This is a genomic window from Arthrobacter glycogeni (genome assembly GCF_054511155.1).
Window position 1 is genome coordinate 159909 of sequence record NZ_JBTNDE010000002.1, and the last position, 16876, is coordinate 176784.

A 16876-nucleotide genomic window follows, 5' to 3' on the forward strand; every position below is an offset into this window, starting at 1 on the left:
GGCAACGATGGTCACGGACCATATCAGGAAGGAACACTCGTGATCCTAGACGTCAACACTCTCGACCTGCGCAAGGCCTTGCAGGCAGTCATCCCTCACGCGAGCACGGATACGAACGTCCCGTCAATCTGTTGCGTCAACTTCACCGCAACCGATACCAACCTATTCGTAACAGCCACAAACCGATACACGCTAGGCCACGCCATCACCTCGGTGTGGGAAGTGGACGGGCTGACCGGCGACATCAATAAGGACAGCTTCACGCTAACCCCCGACGTCGCGAAAGAGCTGCTCGGCCTGTTCAAATCCGGTGGGAAGCAACCCGAGGACGAGATGGGCGAGTGTCTGAGGATCACGGTCGAAGAGGACAGCCTCACTTTCCTCGACGTAGCCGGCCTATTCCCTGGCAAGCTGTTCCAGATCCCGCACGAGCAGGGCGAGCCATTCCCGGTGAAGTGGGCAAACCGCCTGATCAGCGCGCTGACCGCCGATGTGAAGGTCCCCGATCGGATCGCGACGACCGGCAAGTACCTACGCCTCTTCAGCTCGGCCGCCGCGGCCTACAACGAACCACTCCTCATCGAGCCAACTGGGGAAGTCTCCCAGATCTTGATCGCCTGCGGTGAGTCATTCCTCGGTCTGCTTATGCCGGTGCGCGCTTCGGATGAAACCGAGTTGGCCGCGAAGCTCCAGGAATGGCGGAGGGGCTGGTACGACCGGCTGCCCGAGATCGCCTATGCCATGGAGAGAAGCAACGTCAGCGACTTACTCAAGCACGGCACCGGGCTGCACGTAGTTGGAGCGCCGGAGGAGGACTTGTGAGCCGAAGCCAACTGACCAGGACACCCGCGAACTTCCCGCGGATGAAACACCGTGCTGCCTCCAGGAGAGCAACCAAAAAAGTAAATGGGCTGATAGAGATTGTCCGCTGGTTCCGTGACTTCAAAGTGAGACTTGGCGCTGCCGTGTCGAGGGCGGCAGACATACTCCTCGGAGCCCAACGGGAGCAGCGCCAGGCACAATTCCAGCTCATGCCACCGCCTCAAGACCAAACAATCCTTGTTGGCATGCTGGCCGATGCCGAAGGCCAGCAGCTGGTTCAGCGGATCCTCGACCGAAAGCAGGGCACCTAACGCTCATGCCCTATTTCATGATTGATGATCAGCTGCAGGCGAACCGAAAAGCTCAGCAGCTGATCCGCACTGCTCTCCGCGGTGACCTGCGCGGCCCTGCTGCGCTTGGCATGTGGTCGATGGCCGGCAGCTTCTGCCAGGCTTCCCTCAGCGATGGCGTTGTGTCGATCGAGGATCTTGTCAGCATCATGCTTAACTACGATCTCGCGCGAGAGCTCGCCGACCTTCTGGTCGCCGCAGGGCTCTGGCACGCTGAGTCCCACGAGTGTGAACGCTGCCCATCGGTCGCCGCCTGCACCTACCTCTTCCACGACTGGTTCGCCCTCAACTACGCCCGGGGCGACACGGTCAGAGTGAAGCGGGACAAGAGCAAGGAACTCAAGAGTGCTGAGCTCATCGCCGCCGTCTGGGCGAGGGACTGCACCGACGACCCATCCAACCCCACTCGCGGCCGCTGCCGATACTGTGCGCGGGAACTTCTACGGGCAGACAAAAAGTCGGACACACGTCCGACCATGGACCACGTCGACCCGCGTAAGGCAACCGGAGCGACCAACGTCGTACTCGCCTGCTGGGATTGCAACCGTAAAAAGGCGGCCAGAACTCCCGAGCAAGCAGGCATGACGCTGCTCCCCGCACCGCGCGCCGCAGCGTCATCCGAAAAGGTCTCGCCAGCTGATGCTGCCGCTGAGACCGCTTCCTCGGCCCGGATCAAACCCGAAAATCAATCTGATATCAAACAGAAATCAACGGTGATATCAGACGCCGAAAGTCTTCTCGGGCGCGCGCGGCAGGGTGAGCGCGGGGGCAGGGCTGGGGTAGGGCAGGGCAGGGTAAGTCTTTCTACAGGGTTACCGCCGGGACAGCCGGCACCTCCTCGGCCTAAGCCCAGGAACAGAAGGCGTGGGACCGGTAAAGCCCAGACACCTCAACCCCAGTCTTCCAATCCACATAATGCTGGCGATGCACCTCCTGTCGCTGCTGTGGGTGAGCATGGTTCCCCTTGGTACGGATGGTCAGGTAAACGATCGGCCGTCGATGAGACAACCTGCGATATCCACCACGAGGAACAGCCCTGCCGCATCTGCATCCGGGAGAACACATGAGGTTCCCGAGCATGACCGCCAGCGAGTACCGACTCTGGATGTGCAACCAGTGGACCGAGGCCCAGCTGCAGGACAAGATCGTCCAGCTCGCTGAGGAGCTCGGCTGGCTGGTCTATCACACCCATGACAGCCGGCGTTCTCAGAAGGGCTGGCCCGACCTGGTGTTAGTCCATCCCGTCCGCAAGAGGTTCATCATCTGGGAATTGAAGAGCGCCAAGGGCTATCCGACGAAGGACCAAAAGACTTGGCTGGCTGCACTCGCTGCGGTCGGCATCACTGTAGGCATCCGCCGGCCCGAGGATTGGGCGAGCGAGAGTATCCAGCGTGAGCTGAGAGGACAGGCAGCATGACGAAACCAACCACCGAGGAATTGGCGATGGAGTACCGGTACCGGGTGGAGGGCAGGCTCGCGCTGCTGCCGTTCTCGCTGGCGGTCGAAGCAACCACGTATCCGGCAAACTGTGCTGTCCATTCGGCCGCGAAACCACCGCAGCTGGCCCCGGCTGAGGTGGGGACGAACATGTGCCACGGCTGCAGGAACCTGATGTGGAACGACCTCTACGTCATTGAGTTGATGTGGGCGGACTTGCAGGATGCACTGGTGGCGTCACGATCTAGGGGCGGCGGTGAGCGGTCCGGTTCGGACGGCGGCTCGGCTGCACCCATCGACCTTTCAGCTTCGGAGGCTTTGGGGCTGGCGAGGGACGCGGTCTGGTCTATCGTGCAGCAGCTGATCTTGGACAAGCCACGAGTGCAGTTGCCCGCGGACCACGGCACCGATGTTCTCGCGGGGTGGCTGACGAAGTCTCACTTCAGCTATCTGGCATCGCACCCGAGCAGCCGGCATCTGGTACTTAGCTATCAGGATCTACAGAAGGCAGCGGATGCTGTCCGTGCCTCGGTAGGATCCGAGGTGCACCGCCGCCCGATTGTTGACTCGCAGTGTCACCAGTTCGTCGATGACGGAACTGGTAACAGGCTGCCGTGTCCGGGTCAGCTCGAAGGCGTTGTCCAGGCGGACGGCAGCCAGTCGGTTGAGTGCACAGTGGATATGCTCCACACCATTCCAATGGAGCAGTGGCTGCTGCTCACGGCGAGGAAGGGTAGGCGTCCAGCCCGCCCGCGCAACCCTGGGTTGCTGAGCCGCGCCAGACTTGCGACACGCCAACGGCAGGCTGCCTCAGCAGAGGGTCCTTGACTTAGTGGTAGATTTCCGTGTGATGGTGGTGTTCTGCACCCGAGAGACATCGGAAGGCCCCGAAGCGTAAGCGGCGGGGCCTTTGTCATGTGGTGGTGAGGTGAGCCGATCCATGGTTCAGCGGCTCGGTGAGTACGATCCGAAGCGTGGCCGAGGCGGCAGGGTATGGCGCCGGATCTGCGCGACGATCCTTGTTCCCGGTGTTGTGTGTGCTTGGCCTCCGTGTCAGCAGGAGATCGACCTGACACTGCCTGCCACTCATCGGTGGTCGGGCACGGTCGATCACATCATCGAGCTAGAGGATGGTGGCCATCCCACTGCCAGGTGGAACCTGCAGCCCATGCATCGTCGGTGCAACACCATCAAAGAGAACAAGAAACGCAAGGCGAAATGGGCCGTGGCAGCGCAGACCGAAAGGCGTCCGAGCCGCGGAATCAGTGGCTTCGGTCAGAGCGTTCGCCCAAGTCAGGCGGGTTTTTTAGAGAATTCCGAGCGGTAGACCCGCCCACCGCTACCATTTTATTTCCCCCCGGAATTTACCGTGTAACGCCCTCGCGGTGTAGCGCGATTCCGGCCGCGCTCGCTGGCCGCGATCAGTTCACTTTTTGAAGGGGGACCCAGATGCCTGACATAGCTGAGATGCCGTACCGGCATGGGAAAGCGGGGGCCAGTGCGACCGGGTACCGGAAGGGTTGCCGTTGCGCCGGCTGTCGTCGGATCCATTCGGACAAGATGAAGGCGTACCGCGCGACAAAGAAGCTACAGGAAGCTGGCGACGCTCACCCGGAATATGACCTGCCGCCGGAAGTCACACCGTCCTCGGCGGCGATCAGCTGGTCAGCGGAGCCCGGACAGATCGAGCGGGCTCTCTGCGGGGAGCTCGATGCCCTGATTGGTGAGCCCCCGTTCAAGCGCACCCTGATCGTCTTGGCGAAGTACAACGCGCGGGTCCTAGACCAGCTGCCACAGATGGAGCGCCTCGACTTGGTTAGCGGTATGCAGACCAGGTTGTTCAACGTTTTCGATCGGCTCCGCAGGGTCGAGCTTGCTCCGGGTGCTGCTGGCAGCTGGGATATGTCCGCTCTCACGACAGCGGATGAGTAGCTTACACAACCCTGCTCCGGCCTACGCCACACCCCGCAACACAGCTCGCAAGACACTCGGCGGCGCGGTCGGGCGAGTGATGGCGGCGCTGAGCAACCCGCCAATGCCCTGGCAACAGGACTTCCTCGCTGTTGCGTGCGAGATCGACCCGGAAACTGGATTGTTCTGGTATCAGAACATCGTGCTTATACTGCCTCGGCAGGGCGGGAAGACGTCAGTGTCCCGCGGGAAGATGACGCACCGGGCGATGACGACCGCTGACGGGCTGATGCTTTACACGGCGCAGGATCGGAATAAGGCGCGGAAGCGTCTGGAGAAGAACTTCTACAACCCGATCAAGGGCTCGCCGTTGGGCCAGTACTTGAATCGTCCCCGCTGGCAGGCCGGTTCGGAGGCCGTCCGGTGGGGCAACGGTGCTGAGCTTGGCATCGATGCGGTCGGTAGGAAGACCGGACATGGTGACACGCTCCACGAGGCACATGTCGACGAGGCTTACGCGCACCGGGACACGTCAATCGAGCAAGGTATCAAGCCTTCATTGATCACGGTTACCGGGTCGCAAATGTTCGTCCTTTCCGCGGCCGGTGATCTGGACGCGGCCTATCTCCTCCGGAAGGCGGAGGTCGGCCGTGCGTTAGTCACCTCGGGCCGCGAGTCAAGAACGATGTACTGGGAGTTCGCGGCGCCGCTCGATGCTGATCCTTCAGACCCCCAGACGGCGTTGAGCGCCCACCCAGCGATCACCCACACCATCTCTCTGCAGACGGTGATGGATGACATCCTCACGGCCACCGACCCGGAGGACGCCTACCGTGCTTATTACAGCTGGTGGCCCAAGGCCAAAGCCCCGGACCGGGTCATTCCCACAGAGTTGTGGGAGAACACATACGCCGACGAGGACGCGGTGCTTTGGAATGGGACACCGTTCTGGACGGTGGACACTGACCCCGACCGGGAATGGTCTGCCATTGGTATGGCTGCTAAGTCCAACGATCCCAAGGCACGCTGCTATCTGGAGTGTCTGGATCGGCAGCTCGGCACGGCTTGGGTGGTCAAGACGCTGGTCGAACTGCGCAGTCGCTTCGGTGGCAACCAGGTAGCCGTCGATGCGAACGGGGCAGCGAAGTCACTCCGAAAGGACCTTGAAGCCGAGGGCTTCGAGGTGATCCTGATGACCGGGCCACAGAGGGTGGATGCGTGCGGCGGATTCTTCGACGACGTCATTGACGGCCGCCTCCGAATCCTCAACACGGACGACCTGAATCATGCGGCAGCGAACGTGGCAAAGCTGAAGTCCGGCGATGCCTTCATTTGGGGTAGGCCTAAGTCACTAGCCGATATCACCGCGCTCTACTCGGTGACAATCGCTCGCTGGTTGTACATGGAGAAATCCGCCGACGACTACAACGCCGGGGACTCAGTTCTCTAGGAAAGGGCTCACATGAAAGACGTAGGAACAACCATCCTGGATCTACTGGGAGTTGCTCTTATCGTGGCCGGCTTCGTCCTTATCTATGTGCCGGCCGCCTTCCTAGTGGCCGGTGTGGGGTGCCTGGCTGTATCGTGGCGGGTCGCTAACCGGGCCCGTTTGACGGAGGCGATCGACCGGTGAGCCTTTTCTTCGGTCGATCCGAGACGAGGGCGATTGATCCAACAGCTGGTGTTTTGGGTGGCTTCGCCACAGGCAACATGTCGGCTACCTCAATGAAACGTGCGCTGCATGTCGTGCCGGCTTATGCCGCAACCAGCTTGATTGCGGAGTCGCTGGCTACAGTGCCGGTCGGTGTGAAAGAGATCAAATCGGATGGATCACGGGCAACTCCCCGCCAGCCAGGCCTGGTCATCAACCCGAATCCCAACCCTGTCGGCTCACGGGTCGAGTGGATCCACCAGTACGTGACATCGCTGAAGCTCCAAGGCAACGCCTACGGCGTCGTCGTCGCCATAGACAAGTGGGGCATCCCGGAGAAGATCCAGTGGCTGAACCCTGAATCGGTCAACGTTGACGAGTCGAAGCCATCACCTGAGTACTTCCACCACGGTCAACGCCTGGACAAGTCGACGCTCGTGCACATCGCGGATTACGTTCTGCCCGGCTCGGTTGTGGGGCTGTCCCCTGTGAGCTTGTTCCGCCAGCAGCTAGAAATGGCTGAGCGAGCCCAGGAATTCGGGTCCAACGTTTATCGCAGCTCGGGCATCCCATCTGGGCATCTGAAGAACAAAGAGAAGACGCTGAGCTTCATGGAGTCCTCGGTCGTCAAGAGCCGCTTCAAATCGGCTGTCCACAACAACGACGTATTTGTGTCAGGCAACGACTGGGACTACACGTCTCTAGGCATGAGTGTTGCTGACTCCAAGTTCCTTGAATCAATCAAGGCGACCGCGAACCAGTTGGCCGCCATCTTCAAGGTGCCACCCGAGGAGATCGGTGGGGAGTCAGGTGGCAGCCTGACCTACTCCACGGTCGAGCTCAACCAGCTGAAGTTTACGATGCGCGCGCTGCAGCCGCCTGCGGTCCGTCTGGAAACCCACATGAACAGGCTGCTTCCGCCATCGCAATACATGAAGTTCAATCTCAACGCGAACGTACGCGGCGATCTGAAGGCCCGCATGGATGCGTACAAGCTCGGGTTGGAATCTGGCGTCTACACACTCGCCCAGGTCCGCGAATTTGAAGACTTTCAGATGCTCTCGGGCGAAGAGATCGAACAGTGGCAGAAGTGGTTCGGCACCAAAGCGATCACATCCCAGCTGACCGGAGACGCCGGTGAGGAACAACAGCAGGCCCGCCAGCTGGCCGAGCTGATTCAGAAGATCTATCTGGGCGTCGGCAAGGTCATCACGGCCGAAGAGGCACGCGAGATCATCAACAAGGGCGGCGGAAATCTCAGCAAGGATTCCGCGCTCATCACCTACTTCAACAACCAAAACGGAGGTACCCCCGATGCTGCGTGATCTGGAGCTGCGCCACATCAATCAGCCGGTCCAGTACCGTGCCGCCGACGAGGGACTGGGAACGCTCAGCGGTTACGCCGCTGTGTTCAACAAGCTTTCCCAGAACCTCGGAGGATTCGTCGAGCGTGTCGACCCGGCAGCGTTCAACAAGTCCCTCGCGGACCTGGTGCCCGTCCTTGGACGGTACAACCACGACGACAACCAGTTGCTCGGAACCACGGAAGGCCAGACGCTGCGCCTCGAGGTAGACGGTACCGGCCTCCGGTACGACATCGACCTTCCCGATACCACCACTGGCCGGGACGTCCGTGAACTGGCCAAGCGCGGAGACCTCAGGTACTCATCGTTCGCTTTCCGGACGGTCGCCGACGACTGGGACTTCACCGACCAGGGCTTCCCCATGCGGACCCTACTGGCTGTACAGCTGGTCGACGTCGCCCCGGTAAACAACCCGGCCTACCGGGACACCACCACGGGCCTGCGCTCCCTCGCCGAACGTCTCCACATGGACGTCAGCGCCGTGCGGGAAGCCAAACCCGAGGAGCTACGCGAACGGCTCCTCAACCCAGACTCCGTTCCTGCAGAGGAACGGCAAGAGGTGAAGCCCGGGCAGGACGCCATCCACCCGGATCTAAGCCTCTACCGGCGCCGCCTAGCCCTTCTGGGCAGCGCCTGATACCTCATCCGTGGGCAGGACGAAATCCACCCGCATCCCCCAATAAACCAATTCCCAAGCCCCCAGCAACGCCGGGGGCTTTGTCATTTCCGGAAAGGGGAATGCCATGAGCCTTGCGCTCGCAAAAAAGCTGCTGGAGCAGCGCGCCACCGCCCACAAAGAGGGTGAGGCAATCATCGACCTCGCCGACAAAGAGGGCCGCGCCCTCTCCGCCGAGGAAGAAACCAAGTTCAACACCATCACCGAGCAGATGGACTCCCTGCGCGCGCAGTCCGACAAGCTCGTTGCCTTCGATCAGGAGCAGAAGGACATCGAAGCTTCGATGCGGAAGATCCCGGGCAGGGAAGAAGACCGCAACGGAGCCGGCGGCGCGGAGGAGATGCTGCGCAGCATGCTCAAGACCAGGGCCGGGTCCTTCGACTACTCGCCCACCCACGATGAGCGTTCGGAAGTCCGCGCGCTGGTCAAGGGAACAGCCTCCGCTGGCGGGGTGACCGTCCCGACGACGTTCTACGGGCAGCTGATGGAGCACGCAATCGAGACGTCCGCGATCCTCGCGGCCGGCGCGACCATCCTCTACACCAGCAGTGGTGAAGAGATGAGCGTCCCGGTGACGCTGTCCGCCCCTACGGGTGCGCAGGTCGGTGAAGGCCAGATCATTCCGACGTCGGAACCCACCCTGGGCAAGCGCTCACTGTTCGCGTACAAGTACGGGAATTTGAGCCAGATCAGCCGCGAGCTCTCCGACGATTCGGCCTTCGACCTGGAGGCCTTCATCGCCCGCCAGGCCGGCCGCGCGATCGGCAACGCGTTCGGCGCGAAGCTGGTCTCCGGTACCGGGACAAACGAGCCGCTCGGCCTGATGCAGTCCACCACCCTCGGCGTCACCGGAACGACCGCCGCCCCAACATGGGACAACATCATCGATCTGTTCTACTCGGTGATTGGCCCGTACCGGAACAGCCCGAACGCTGGCTGGATCATGAAGGACGGCACCGCCGGGACCTTGCGGAAAATCAAGGACGCGGACGGCCGCTACATCTGGCAGCCCTCGGTTGCACTGGGCCGCCCGGACACGATCGAGGGCAAGCCGGTCTACACGGACCCCAACGTCGCGGGAATCGGGCTCAGCGCGAAGTCGCTGGCCTTCGGTGACCTGTCCACCTACTTCGCGCGCATCGTCAATGGGGTCCGCTTCGAGCGCTCCGACGACTTCGCGTTCGACAAGGACTTGATCACCTACCGGGCGCTGATCCGCGGCGACGGTGTCCTGGTGGACCAGACGGGTGCCGTCAAGCACTTCGCCGGCTCCGCCGTCTGATAGACCCCGGCGGCGGGCAGGACTTATCTCCCCTGCCCGCCGCTGGACCATCACCGCCCCAACTCCGAAAACAACAGAACCCAGGAGCATTGATCATGGCTGAAAAAAACAAGAAGGTCCGGATGGTCGCCAGGATCTCCGGCACCCGCGACGGCAAGGATTGGCCTGCACCCGGCGAATCGATCAGCCTTCCCGAGGAAGAAGCGCTGGCCCTGCTGGCCAACGGAATGGCCGTCGATCCATCCATCGACGAGACGGCCACCACGCCCGGGGGTGTAGAGACAGCCACCACAGCGGGAAATCGTTCCGTCCGCGAAGCAACCGCGTCCAAGGCTGCCGCAGACAAGCAGGCCGCTGAACGAGCCAAGGTGGCATCCGACGCTGCCGACGCACAGGCGAAGCGTGTCGCGGATGCTGCGGCGAAGTCCGAAGCTGACGCCAAGGCCGCCGATAAGGGCACCTCCAAGTAATGGCATCCGTCGACCTCGGCGGCGCCGTCAAGGTCACCTGGCCGACGACGCACGCGGCGGGCGCCATTGTGGCGCTCGCCGTGGTGCAGCCTGACGGAAAAATCCTTTCTCCGGTCCCGGCGGTATCGGGTAATCCGGCGGAAGCATCCTTTATCCCGCTGATGCCGGGACGTTATCTGGTCAAGTGGACCGTTGGCGGTAGTGCACCGGATGCTTACACCGACGTCGTCGATGTGTGGCCGGAGGATCCGCGCCAGATCATCTCGCTGGATGAGGCGAGGTCCTCGCTGAACTGGCCTCCGAACGCACCCGCTAAAGACGTCGAGGATCTTCGCCTATACATTGCAGCGGCCACTCCTGTTATCGAGGACATCGTCGGTCCGGTGGTGGCCGGCACGCGTACGCACGTGTTCTCCAGTGCGGGCCCGGCCGTCCTGCCCGTGGTGCCTTCGGTCATTCTGTCGGTGACCGTCAACGGGGAACCGTTCACCAGCTACCATGCGGACCTTTCCGCTGGCATCGTCTACGCCGGCAGCACCTATTACCCGCAGATCTTTCCCGCCGGTGAGGTGATCATCACCTACAGCTTCGGGACACCGGTGATCCCGCCGAATATTCGTCTCGCAACACGCGAATTGATCCGTCACTGGTGGCAGATCGGAAAGCAGGCCACAGGCGGTGGGAGGCAGGAACCCAGCGCTGAGGGATTCACCCCGTCCGGGTTTGCTGTTCCTCGGCGCGTGATCGAGCTCTGCGCCCCACATGAGCTCCTGGGAGGCTTCGCCTGATGCCAGACACAGCGACTGTCGCCTACGAGTGGAAGAACAACTTCTTCGAATCGGTGAAAGCGTCGTTCGCGGCCGACGTCGCGACCGAGAATGTGCTTGTCAGCTTCGGGCAGCCCGGTACTTTCGAACCGGATGACATCGTCTCGTTCGAACGCGTCACGGAACGCCAGGACCCGGCAACCATGGGAACCAACCGCAGCCGCGAAGAAGTGCTGACCCTCGACGTCATCATCTCCTGCTACCGGGGCGGCGGCCCGGAGCAGGAACAAGTGTGCTCGGCCCGGGCATACGACCTGCTGCGAAGAATCGAAATCTACGCCCGTAAGACAGACACCACCATCGGCGGGGCGGTCCGGCACTGCTTCCTGCAATCACACGAGTCCGACGGCGCCACACTCCCGGAGCTGATCGCCCAGGGCCGGACGATCGACATCACGGCCACCTTCGAAGCACGAGCTCGGATCACCGGTTAGGAGCCACCATGACCACCCTGCGCAATAAGTCCCCCCTCGGCGCGATCGACCTTCCCCTGATCGGACGGACCCTGGAAGCCTGCGAAAAGTTCGAGGTCAGCGAGGACCTCGCCAAGCAGCTGCTCGAACAGCCCGACGTCTTCGCCCGCGTTGCCAAGCCCCGAACCACCAAGCCCCGCACAGGCGGAGCACAGACCGCTAAGAAAGAGGAATCATGACCACGCAGCTGGATTGCTCGCTGGGCTTCAAGAAGGAAACCGGTTACGGGGCCGCCATCGTGGTGGACCGTTTCCCCGAGTTCATCGACGAAGGTCTCGCCTGGAAGCCCACCTTCGCCCAGGGCGCCGGGCTTCGCGTCGGATCCCGGATCGCCCGGGCCGCCCGCCGCAAGCTCGTCAAGGACGAATCCGGTGGGGACATCAACGTCGAACTGGTCACCAAAGGTATGGGCTTCTTCTTCGACGCCCTCCTCGGCTCAAGCGCCAGCACCCAGATCGGCACCACGACCGGCTACCAACAGCTCTTCACCCTCACCCGTGGTCTCCTGCCCTCCTACACCATCCAGAAGGGCATCCCCCCGCTAGGCGGCGGGCCGACCACTGCCCTGACCTTCCACGGCGGGATCTGCGCATCCGGTGAACTGACCGCGGCCGCCGGCGAAATCGTGAAGCTCAAGACCACCTGGGACACCCGCGAAGTGAAAAAGGACGTCGCCTACGCAGCACCGTCCTACGCGGTCAACCCGGAGCTCTACACCTTCGTCGACGGGGCCATCGCCATCGGCGGCTCAGTCACACCACCCACCGCCACCGCCCTCGCCACCGGTGGGACCCCCGCGGCGAACATCACCGAGGTCTCCCTCTCCATCGACAACAAGATCGACGGCGGCGGCTGGACCCTCGGCGGCGACGGGAAACGCGGCCGACGTCCAGTAGTAGGCCTGGCTGAAGTCAAGGGCAAGATCACCGCCGAATTCGACACCACGTTCCTGCAGAACGCGTACCTCGACCAGACCCCACTATCGATGCTCCTCACGTTCGCCGCGAACCAGGAGATCAGCGCCGGCGTCCCCGCCACCCTGCAGATCTACATCGACGACATACGCCTCGACGGGGAACTCCCCAAGTCCAACGGCGGCGACGTCATCACCCAGTCCATCGACTTCGTCGTCCTCGACGCGCTCAAAGCGGGAACGGAACCACTCTCCATCGTCTACCGCACAGCAGACACTGCACTCTAATGTCCCAGGGCCCCGAAGTCAGGGTCGAACTGGACCCGGGAAGCCTGCGCAAACTCGTGCTGGCTTCCCGCACCTGGGACAAAGTCGCACGCCGCGAACTCCGTCAGAACCTTCGCGCGGCCGCCCAGCCCGCCGTGGACGCCGTGCAACGCGAAGTACTGGGCACGCTGCCGCCGAAGGCCGATCAGCGCCGACAGGGAGCACGCAGACGCGGCTCCGCCGTCACCGGCACCTACAACCGCAACCGCGGCGAAGTCCGTGCCGCGCTCGCGGCCGGGGTGAAGACCGCTATCCGTACAGGCCGGGTGTCACAGAAGACCGGTGATGTGACCGGCGAGGGTGTGCGGATCACGGCGGCGAAGTCGAAGCTGCCGGTGGAGAAGCAACCCATGTTGTACCTGTACGGCCGGGCGACGTTCCGGCATCCCGTGTTCGGTGACCGTGAGGTGTGGGTCAACCAGCACGGCAAGCCCTGGTTCTATAAGCCGCTGAGGCGGTACAGGGCGCAATACCAAAGGGCCGTTGTTGAGGCCATCGACAAAGCATCCAAGGAGATAGGGAACGCATGAAACTGGTAATCGAGGACAAGGAATACAACCTTGCCGAGGCACTGCAAAAGCCGAGCCTGCTCACGCTGATGGAGTTGCAGGCAAAAGCCGGCGTCGGCATGAAGTCGCTGATCAACGGGTCGAAGAAGCTTCAGGGCATGGAGGCTCTGGACATCCTCGACGACCCGGAAGCGTTGCGCATTTTCGCTGCGATCATCTGGCTGGCAAGGAAACACGCCGGGGAGAAGATCACCTTCGAGGAGTCCTCGGGCGTGCCTCTCGATTCTTACAAATGGTCGATGGACCCGGAGGTGGAGGAGGAACCGGCCGCGGACCCCACCGTAGCCCGGACGGATTCCGTTCGGGCCGACGAGCCAGCGCCGGCGCGGAAGACCACATCGAGGACATCGAAGGCTCAGTCCTCGAAAACATCATCACCGTAAGCCGGGTCTGGTCGGGCATCACTCCAATGAACGTCTGGGAAATGCGCTACGACATCTGGCGCGGTTACGTCCGCGAGGTCAAGAAGCTCTCAACTAAATAGCTGGAGGTGAATCCGTGGCCGGCTCAAACCTAATCTTCGACATCTTCGGGCGGGATAAGGGAGTCGGCAAGGTCTTTGACGACGTCAAGGGCAAAGCGGATGGGCTCAAAGGCGTATTCGGTGGTGTCGGAAAACTCGCGGCCGGGGCATTCGCCGTCACAGGTCTGATCGGACTCGGCGCTGGTCTCGGCAGCTTCGTCGGCGGTGCACTGGAAGATCTCAAGCGGGTAGAGATCGTCAACACGCAGACTAGCGCCACGATCAAATCCACGGGCGGGGCCGCAGGTGTCTCGGCCAAGCAGGTTTCGGACCTGGCCACCTCGCTCGAAGGCCTCACCGCTACGGAAGCGGAGACCATTCAGCAGGGTGCGAACACCCTGCTGACCTTCACCAATATCAAGAACGCTGCGGGTGAAGGTAACGACGTCTTCGATCAGGCAACGGTAGCGCTGACGGACTACTCGCGGGCCATGGGCGTGGACATGCAGGGCGCCGCCATCCAGGTTGGTAAAGCACTTAACGATCCGGTCAAGGGTGTCACAGCCCTGGGCAAAGCTGGAGTCCAATTCACGGACCAGCAACGCGACATGATCGACGCGATGGTCGAGGCCGGGGACACTGCCGGAGCCCAGAAAATCATCCTCGGGGAACTGAACACCCAGTTCGGTGGTTCCGCCGCAGCCTACGCTGGCACTACGGCGGGCAAAATCGAGCTGCTGGGTCACGCATGGGGCAACCTGGGCGAGACCCTGCTCGGCGCTGTTGCCCCGGCGCTGGGCCAATTCGCTGATCTCGGCACCGAGGCAATCAAGTGGGTCACCGAATCCCCGGGCATGGCCAGCATGTCTGCCTGGCTCGGCGGCCTGCCTGGCCTGCTGACCGGCGCCGGCGGGGGACTAGCGTCCATCACTGGGCCCTTCCGCGCCCTGTTCGCTGCCTTCGCCGCCGGCGGGTCAGACATCACCTCATCAGGGGTGGCCGGGGCCTTCGAGGTGATCGGCTTCGGCGCGAGGGCAATCTGGGATGCCATCTCGCCTCTCGTGCCAACTCTGCTTGAGCTTGTGATGGCGTTCTCACCACTGGGCATCCTGCTCCAGGCGCTCGCGCCAGTCCTCCCTCAAATAGCTGGCATGGCCGCCATGCTCGCATCCGTGCTCGGGGCCACCCTGCAGCAGGTCCTCATCATGCTGGTGCCCGTCTTTCAGATGGTCGCAGCGGCCATTGTGCAAATGGTGCAGGCTCTGCTCCCGATCATCCCGGTCATCCTGCAACTGGTCAGTGCCCTGCTGCCTCCGCTGATGGCCATGTTCATGCAATTGGCGACGACCGTAATCCCGCCGCTGGCAAGCATCATCCAGATGCTGGTTCCGGTGTTCCTGATGGTGGTCACCGCGGTGATGTCCCTGCTGCAGGCACTGCTGCCGATCATCCCTGTCATCCTGCAACTAGTTACCGCCCTGTTGCCGCCTTTGATGACCGCGTTTATGCAGCTCGCGCTCGCAGTGATCCCTCCTTTGGCACAGACCCTAGCGATGCTGGTTCCGGTAATTGTCAGCCTGATTGCCATGGCTATCGTTCCCCTGGTCCAGATGCTATCCGTGGTCCTCCCGGCGGTGATAAACGCCCTACTGCCGATCGTGTTGACGGTATTCACCTTCATCGCGGACACCATCCGGAATGCGATGACAATAATCCAGGGCATTATCCAGGTGGTCACAGGGATAATCAGTGGGAACTGGTCCCAGGTATGGTCCGGAATTCAGCAGATCGTTGCTGGCATCTGGGCGCAGATCGGCAATATCATCGCGACGGCGATCAACCTGGTGCGAAACGTCATCTCCGGCGGACTCCAAACCGTCCAGGCGATCGTCTCCGGGGTGCTTGGCTTCATAGGGAGCCTGTTCTCCTCTATCTTCGGGAACGTGACCAGCGCCGCTGGGAACATGATCGGCGACGTCATCGGATTCTTCACCAGCCTGCCGGGCAGAATCAAGGGCGCACTGGCAGGGGCCGGCTCGTGGCTGCTCGGCGCCGGCGCGGACATCGTCCAAGGCCTGATCAACGGCATCAGCTCGTTGGCGGGCTCGATCGGTAACGTCTTCCTGAATCTGCTGCCCGGTTGGATTCGGGGCCCGTTTAAGCTCGCACTGGGTATCAACTCACCCTCGAAGGAATTCGCGGGCTACGGCGCGAACATCGGTGAGGGCGTCGTGCAAGGAGTATCCGGGATGCGGGGCGCTGTTGCCTCTGCTGTCGGGTCACTGGTCGATGTACCGGACGTCGGGGCCCTGAACCTCGGCGCTTCAGCGGCAGCCGCGTCCGGCCGCCAGGCATCCGTTGGGTCCGGTGCTGGGGCCCAGCAGCAGGGCGGGACAGGGCCAGATGATCTGAAGGACGCTATCCGCGATGGGCTCTCCGGTGCCCGGTTCAGGCTGATGGTCGACGGTAGGGAGCTCTACACCACCCTGCAGGACCTCGAATTTGCATATGGAGAGCGCTAAATGACGGCATTTGTAGGAATGGCAGGCAACCTCCTAACGCTTGAAGAGGTGGACGTTGTCGATATCACGCAGACGCGTCCTCGCTCGGAGCGGATGACTCTCGATGGGACCATCAACGAGCAGCGCGGCAAGACCTCGCGGCGGCAGTGGAACATCGGATTGGGCAGTTCCACTGCCGCGGAACTGGCGTCGCTGCAAGCCCTGGAACTGGGTGCTTTCGGCCCGCCGCCGTGGGTATGGGTTGAACCCTACGCGCAGGTCACGAGCCTGCTTTCCCCTGAACAGGCGGTGCTGCTGGATGGGTCGTTTCCTACGAGCGCGGACGTAAAGCCCGGCGGAGCGGGGATCACAGCGGATGGCATCCCTTTTGGGCGGTCCGTAAATATTACGAACGGCGCGGACGTGTTCCTGCACTACCGGCGCTCTACCCCGGATCGGCTTGCTGTCAGGCCGAAGATTCCCGTGGTGGGTTCCGTGTATGCCTCGGGAAATGCGTACCTGAAGATCGAGTTCTTCAACGCCGTGGGCACCTTCATCGGCGAGGTTTCCGGTGCAGCGGTCCTGGGTAACCTCAGCCGGAGAATTACAGCCGCCGTGGCGCCCGACGGATCCGCGACAGCGCAATTGCGGGTCTACGGTGCAACCCAGCTGACGCTCCCCGCTTTCACCTGGACCAGAGAAGCAGCCCCATGGGCCGTCGGCCGGGGCTGCAACAGGGTCTCACTGCTGGGTCTTTCCGAGGCTGTCGAAGCAGCCAGCGTGGACGTCGACGCGTTCCGCCGATCAGCGATGAAACTAACGGCAAGGGAGTTGGGATAA

General features: G+C 62.3%; 22 protein-coding genes. 21 read left to right on the forward strand and 1 reads right to left on the reverse strand.

The features are described from left to right. Positions 1-39: 39 nt before the first annotated feature. Positions 40-822, forward strand: coding sequence for a hypothetical protein (locus ACX80O_RS02280; RefSeq protein WP_459332381.1), 783 nt, complete (start codon positions 40-42; stop codon positions 820-822). Further along, positions 819-1133 (forward strand): hypothetical protein, encoded by a 315-nt coding sequence (locus tag ACX80O_RS02285; RefSeq protein WP_459332382.1) that lies wholly within the window; start codon positions 819-821, stop codon positions 1131-1133. Before ACX80O_RS02280 ends, ACX80O_RS02285 begins: the two co-directional genes overlap by 4 nt. On the opposite strand, the gene ACX80O_RS02290 is transcribed toward ACX80O_RS02285, so the two are convergent. Then, entirely contained in the window at positions 1130-1384 is a 255-nt protein-coding gene (locus tag ACX80O_RS02290) for a hypothetical protein (protein WP_459332445.1), read from the reverse strand. The two genes, ACX80O_RS02285 and ACX80O_RS02290, sit on opposite strands and share 4 nt — an antisense overlap. Between ACX80O_RS02290 and ACX80O_RS02295 the strand changes: the two genes are divergently transcribed. The 19 genes from ACX80O_RS02295 to ACX80O_RS02385 all read left to right on the forward strand — a co-directional run bounded on the left by ACX80O_RS02295 (position 1322) and on the right by ACX80O_RS02385 (position 16876). Continuing rightward, positions 1322-2239, forward strand: a complete 918-nt coding sequence (locus ACX80O_RS02295) for an HNH endonuclease (RefSeq protein ID WP_459332442.1) — start codon at positions 1322-1324, stop codon at positions 2237-2239. The genes ACX80O_RS02290 and ACX80O_RS02295 overlap by 63 nt on opposite strands. Positions 2240-2250: 11 nt before the next feature. Then, positions 2251-2589 (forward strand): VRR-NUC domain-containing protein, encoded by a 339-nt coding sequence (locus tag ACX80O_RS02300; protein ID WP_459332383.1) that lies wholly within the window; start codon positions 2251-2253, stop codon positions 2587-2589. Then, on the forward strand, positions 2586-3437 hold the full coding sequence (locus ACX80O_RS02305; RefSeq protein WP_459332384.1) for a hypothetical protein: 852 nt from the start codon (positions 2586-2588) through the stop codon (positions 3435-3437). Before ACX80O_RS02300 ends, ACX80O_RS02305 begins: the two co-directional genes overlap by 4 nt. Before the next feature lie 112 nt (positions 3438-3549). Beyond that, a complete protein-coding gene (locus tag ACX80O_RS02310) occupies positions 3550-3936 on the forward strand; it encodes an HNH endonuclease signature motif containing protein (RefSeq protein ID WP_459332385.1) in 387 nt (128 codons plus the stop codon). Between the two features lie 122 nt (positions 3937-4058). After that, positions 4059-4541 carry a hypothetical protein gene (locus tag ACX80O_RS02315; RefSeq protein ID WP_459332386.1) on the forward strand — a complete coding sequence of 161 codons (483 nt, stop codon included), beginning with the start codon at positions 4059-4061 and terminating at the stop codon, positions 4539-4541. Then, positions 4534-5970 (forward strand): terminase large subunit domain-containing protein, encoded by a 1437-nt coding sequence (locus ACX80O_RS02320; RefSeq protein WP_459332387.1) that lies wholly within the window; start codon positions 4534-4536, stop codon positions 5968-5970. Before ACX80O_RS02315 ends, ACX80O_RS02320 begins: the two co-directional genes overlap by 8 nt. A 12-nt stretch (positions 5971-5982) precedes the next feature. Next, entirely contained in the window at positions 5983-6153 is a 171-nt protein-coding gene (locus tag ACX80O_RS02325) for a hypothetical protein (protein ID WP_459332388.1), read from the forward strand. Further along, complete coding sequence (locus ACX80O_RS02330; protein ID WP_459332389.1) at positions 6150-7496, forward strand: phage portal protein; 1347 nt, start codon at positions 6150-6152, stop codon at positions 7494-7496. Before ACX80O_RS02325 ends, ACX80O_RS02330 begins: the two co-directional genes overlap by 4 nt. Further along, positions 7486-8172, forward strand: coding sequence for an HK97 family phage prohead protease (locus ACX80O_RS02335; RefSeq protein WP_459332390.1), 687 nt, complete (start codon positions 7486-7488; stop codon positions 8170-8172). The genes ACX80O_RS02330 and ACX80O_RS02335 overlap by 11 nt, the downstream gene beginning before the upstream one ends. Before the next feature lie 106 nt (positions 8173-8278). Continuing rightward, a complete protein-coding gene (locus ACX80O_RS02340) occupies positions 8279-9493 on the forward strand; it encodes a phage major capsid protein (RefSeq protein WP_459332391.1) in 1215 nt (404 codons plus the stop codon). Between the two features lie 95 nt (positions 9494-9588). Continuing rightward, positions 9589-9963 (forward strand): hypothetical protein, encoded by a 375-nt coding sequence (locus tag ACX80O_RS02345; RefSeq protein ID WP_459332392.1) that lies wholly within the window; start codon positions 9589-9591, stop codon positions 9961-9963. Then, complete coding sequence (locus tag ACX80O_RS02350) at positions 9963-10751, forward strand: hypothetical protein (RefSeq protein WP_459332393.1); 789 nt, start codon at positions 9963-9965, stop codon at positions 10749-10751. The genes ACX80O_RS02345 and ACX80O_RS02350 overlap by 1 nt, the downstream gene beginning before the upstream one ends. Then, entirely contained in the window at positions 10751-11224 is a 474-nt protein-coding gene (locus ACX80O_RS02355) for a hypothetical protein (protein WP_459332394.1), read from the forward strand. Before ACX80O_RS02350 ends, ACX80O_RS02355 begins: the two co-directional genes overlap by 1 nt. Before the next feature lie 8 nt (positions 11225-11232). After that, the gene (locus ACX80O_RS02360; protein ID WP_459332395.1) at positions 11233-11442 is read left to right on the forward strand and encodes a polysaccharide biosynthesis/export family protein; all 210 of its coding nucleotides are present in this window, start codon (positions 11233-11235) and stop codon (positions 11440-11442) included. Then, complete coding sequence (locus tag ACX80O_RS02365; protein ID WP_459332396.1) at positions 11439-12464, forward strand: phage tail tube protein; 1026 nt, start codon at positions 11439-11441, stop codon at positions 12462-12464. The genes ACX80O_RS02360 and ACX80O_RS02365 overlap by 4 nt, the downstream gene beginning before the upstream one ends. Beyond that, positions 12464-13033 carry a hypothetical protein gene (locus tag ACX80O_RS02370; RefSeq protein ID WP_459332397.1) on the forward strand — a complete coding sequence of 190 codons (570 nt, stop codon included), beginning with the start codon at positions 12464-12466 and terminating at the stop codon, positions 13031-13033. The genes ACX80O_RS02365 and ACX80O_RS02370 overlap by 1 nt, the downstream gene beginning before the upstream one ends. Then, complete coding sequence (locus tag ACX80O_RS02375; RefSeq protein WP_459332398.1) at positions 13030-13455, forward strand: hypothetical protein; 426 nt, start codon at positions 13030-13032, stop codon at positions 13453-13455. Before ACX80O_RS02370 ends, ACX80O_RS02375 begins: the two co-directional genes overlap by 4 nt. 115 nt (positions 13456-13570) lie before the next feature. Further along, positions 13571-16057, forward strand: a complete 2487-nt coding sequence (locus ACX80O_RS02380) for a phage tail protein (RefSeq protein WP_459332399.1) — start codon at positions 13571-13573, stop codon at positions 16055-16057. Beyond that, on the forward strand, positions 16058-16876 hold the full coding sequence (locus ACX80O_RS02385; RefSeq protein WP_459332400.1) for a hypothetical protein: 819 nt from the start codon (positions 16058-16060) through the stop codon (positions 16874-16876). It abuts the gene before it with no gap.

Excerpts from the sequence above, each read along its gene's own strand:
- ACX80O_RS02295 (WP_459332442.1), top strand. The coding sequence starts at position 1,322 with ATGCTTAACTACGATCTCGCGCGAGAGCTCGCCGACCTTCTGGTCGCC.
- ACX80O_RS02300 (WP_459332383.1), top strand. The coding sequence starts at position 2,251 with ATGACCGCCAGCGAGTACCGACTCTGGATGTGCAACCAGTGGACCGAG.
- ACX80O_RS02305 (WP_459332384.1), top strand. The coding sequence starts at position 2,586 with ATGACGAAACCAACCACCGAGGAATTGGCGATGGAGTACCGGTACCGG.
- ACX80O_RS02310 (WP_459332385.1), top strand. The coding sequence starts at position 3,550 with ATGGTTCAGCGGCTCGGTGAGTACGATCCGAAGCGTGGCCGAGGCGGC.
- ACX80O_RS02315 (WP_459332386.1), top strand. The coding sequence starts at position 4,059 with ATGCCTGACATAGCTGAGATGCCGTACCGGCATGGGAAAGCGGGGGCC.
- ACX80O_RS02320 (WP_459332387.1), top strand. The coding sequence starts at position 4,534 with ATGAGTAGCTTACACAACCCTGCTCCGGCCTACGCCACACCCCGCAAC.
- ACX80O_RS02325 (WP_459332388.1), top strand. The coding sequence starts at position 5,983 with ATGAAAGACGTAGGAACAACCATCCTGGATCTACTGGGAGTTGCTCTT.
- ACX80O_RS02335 (WP_459332390.1), top strand. The coding sequence starts at position 7,486 with ATGCTGCGTGATCTGGAGCTGCGCCACATCAATCAGCCGGTCCAGTAC.
- ACX80O_RS02340 (WP_459332391.1), top strand. The coding sequence starts at position 8,279 with ATGAGCCTTGCGCTCGCAAAAAAGCTGCTGGAGCAGCGCGCCACCGCC.
- ACX80O_RS02345 (WP_459332392.1), top strand. The coding sequence starts at position 9,589 with ATGGCTGAAAAAAACAAGAAGGTCCGGATGGTCGCCAGGATCTCCGGC.
- ACX80O_RS02350 (WP_459332393.1), top strand. The coding sequence starts at position 9,963 with ATGGCATCCGTCGACCTCGGCGGCGCCGTCAAGGTCACCTGGCCGACG.
- ACX80O_RS02355 (WP_459332394.1), top strand. The coding sequence starts at position 10,751 with ATGCCAGACACAGCGACTGTCGCCTACGAGTGGAAGAACAACTTCTTC.
- ACX80O_RS02360 (WP_459332395.1), top strand. The coding sequence starts at position 11,233 with ATGACCACCCTGCGCAATAAGTCCCCCCTCGGCGCGATCGACCTTCCC.
- ACX80O_RS02365 (WP_459332396.1), top strand. The coding sequence starts at position 11,439 with ATGACCACGCAGCTGGATTGCTCGCTGGGCTTCAAGAAGGAAACCGGT.
- ACX80O_RS02370 (WP_459332397.1), top strand. The coding sequence starts at position 12,464 with ATGTCCCAGGGCCCCGAAGTCAGGGTCGAACTGGACCCGGGAAGCCTG.
- ACX80O_RS02375 (WP_459332398.1), top strand. The coding sequence starts at position 13,030 with ATGAAACTGGTAATCGAGGACAAGGAATACAACCTTGCCGAGGCACTG.
- ACX80O_RS02385 (WP_459332400.1), top strand. The coding sequence starts at position 16,058 with ATGACGGCATTTGTAGGAATGGCAGGCAACCTCCTAACGCTTGAAGAG.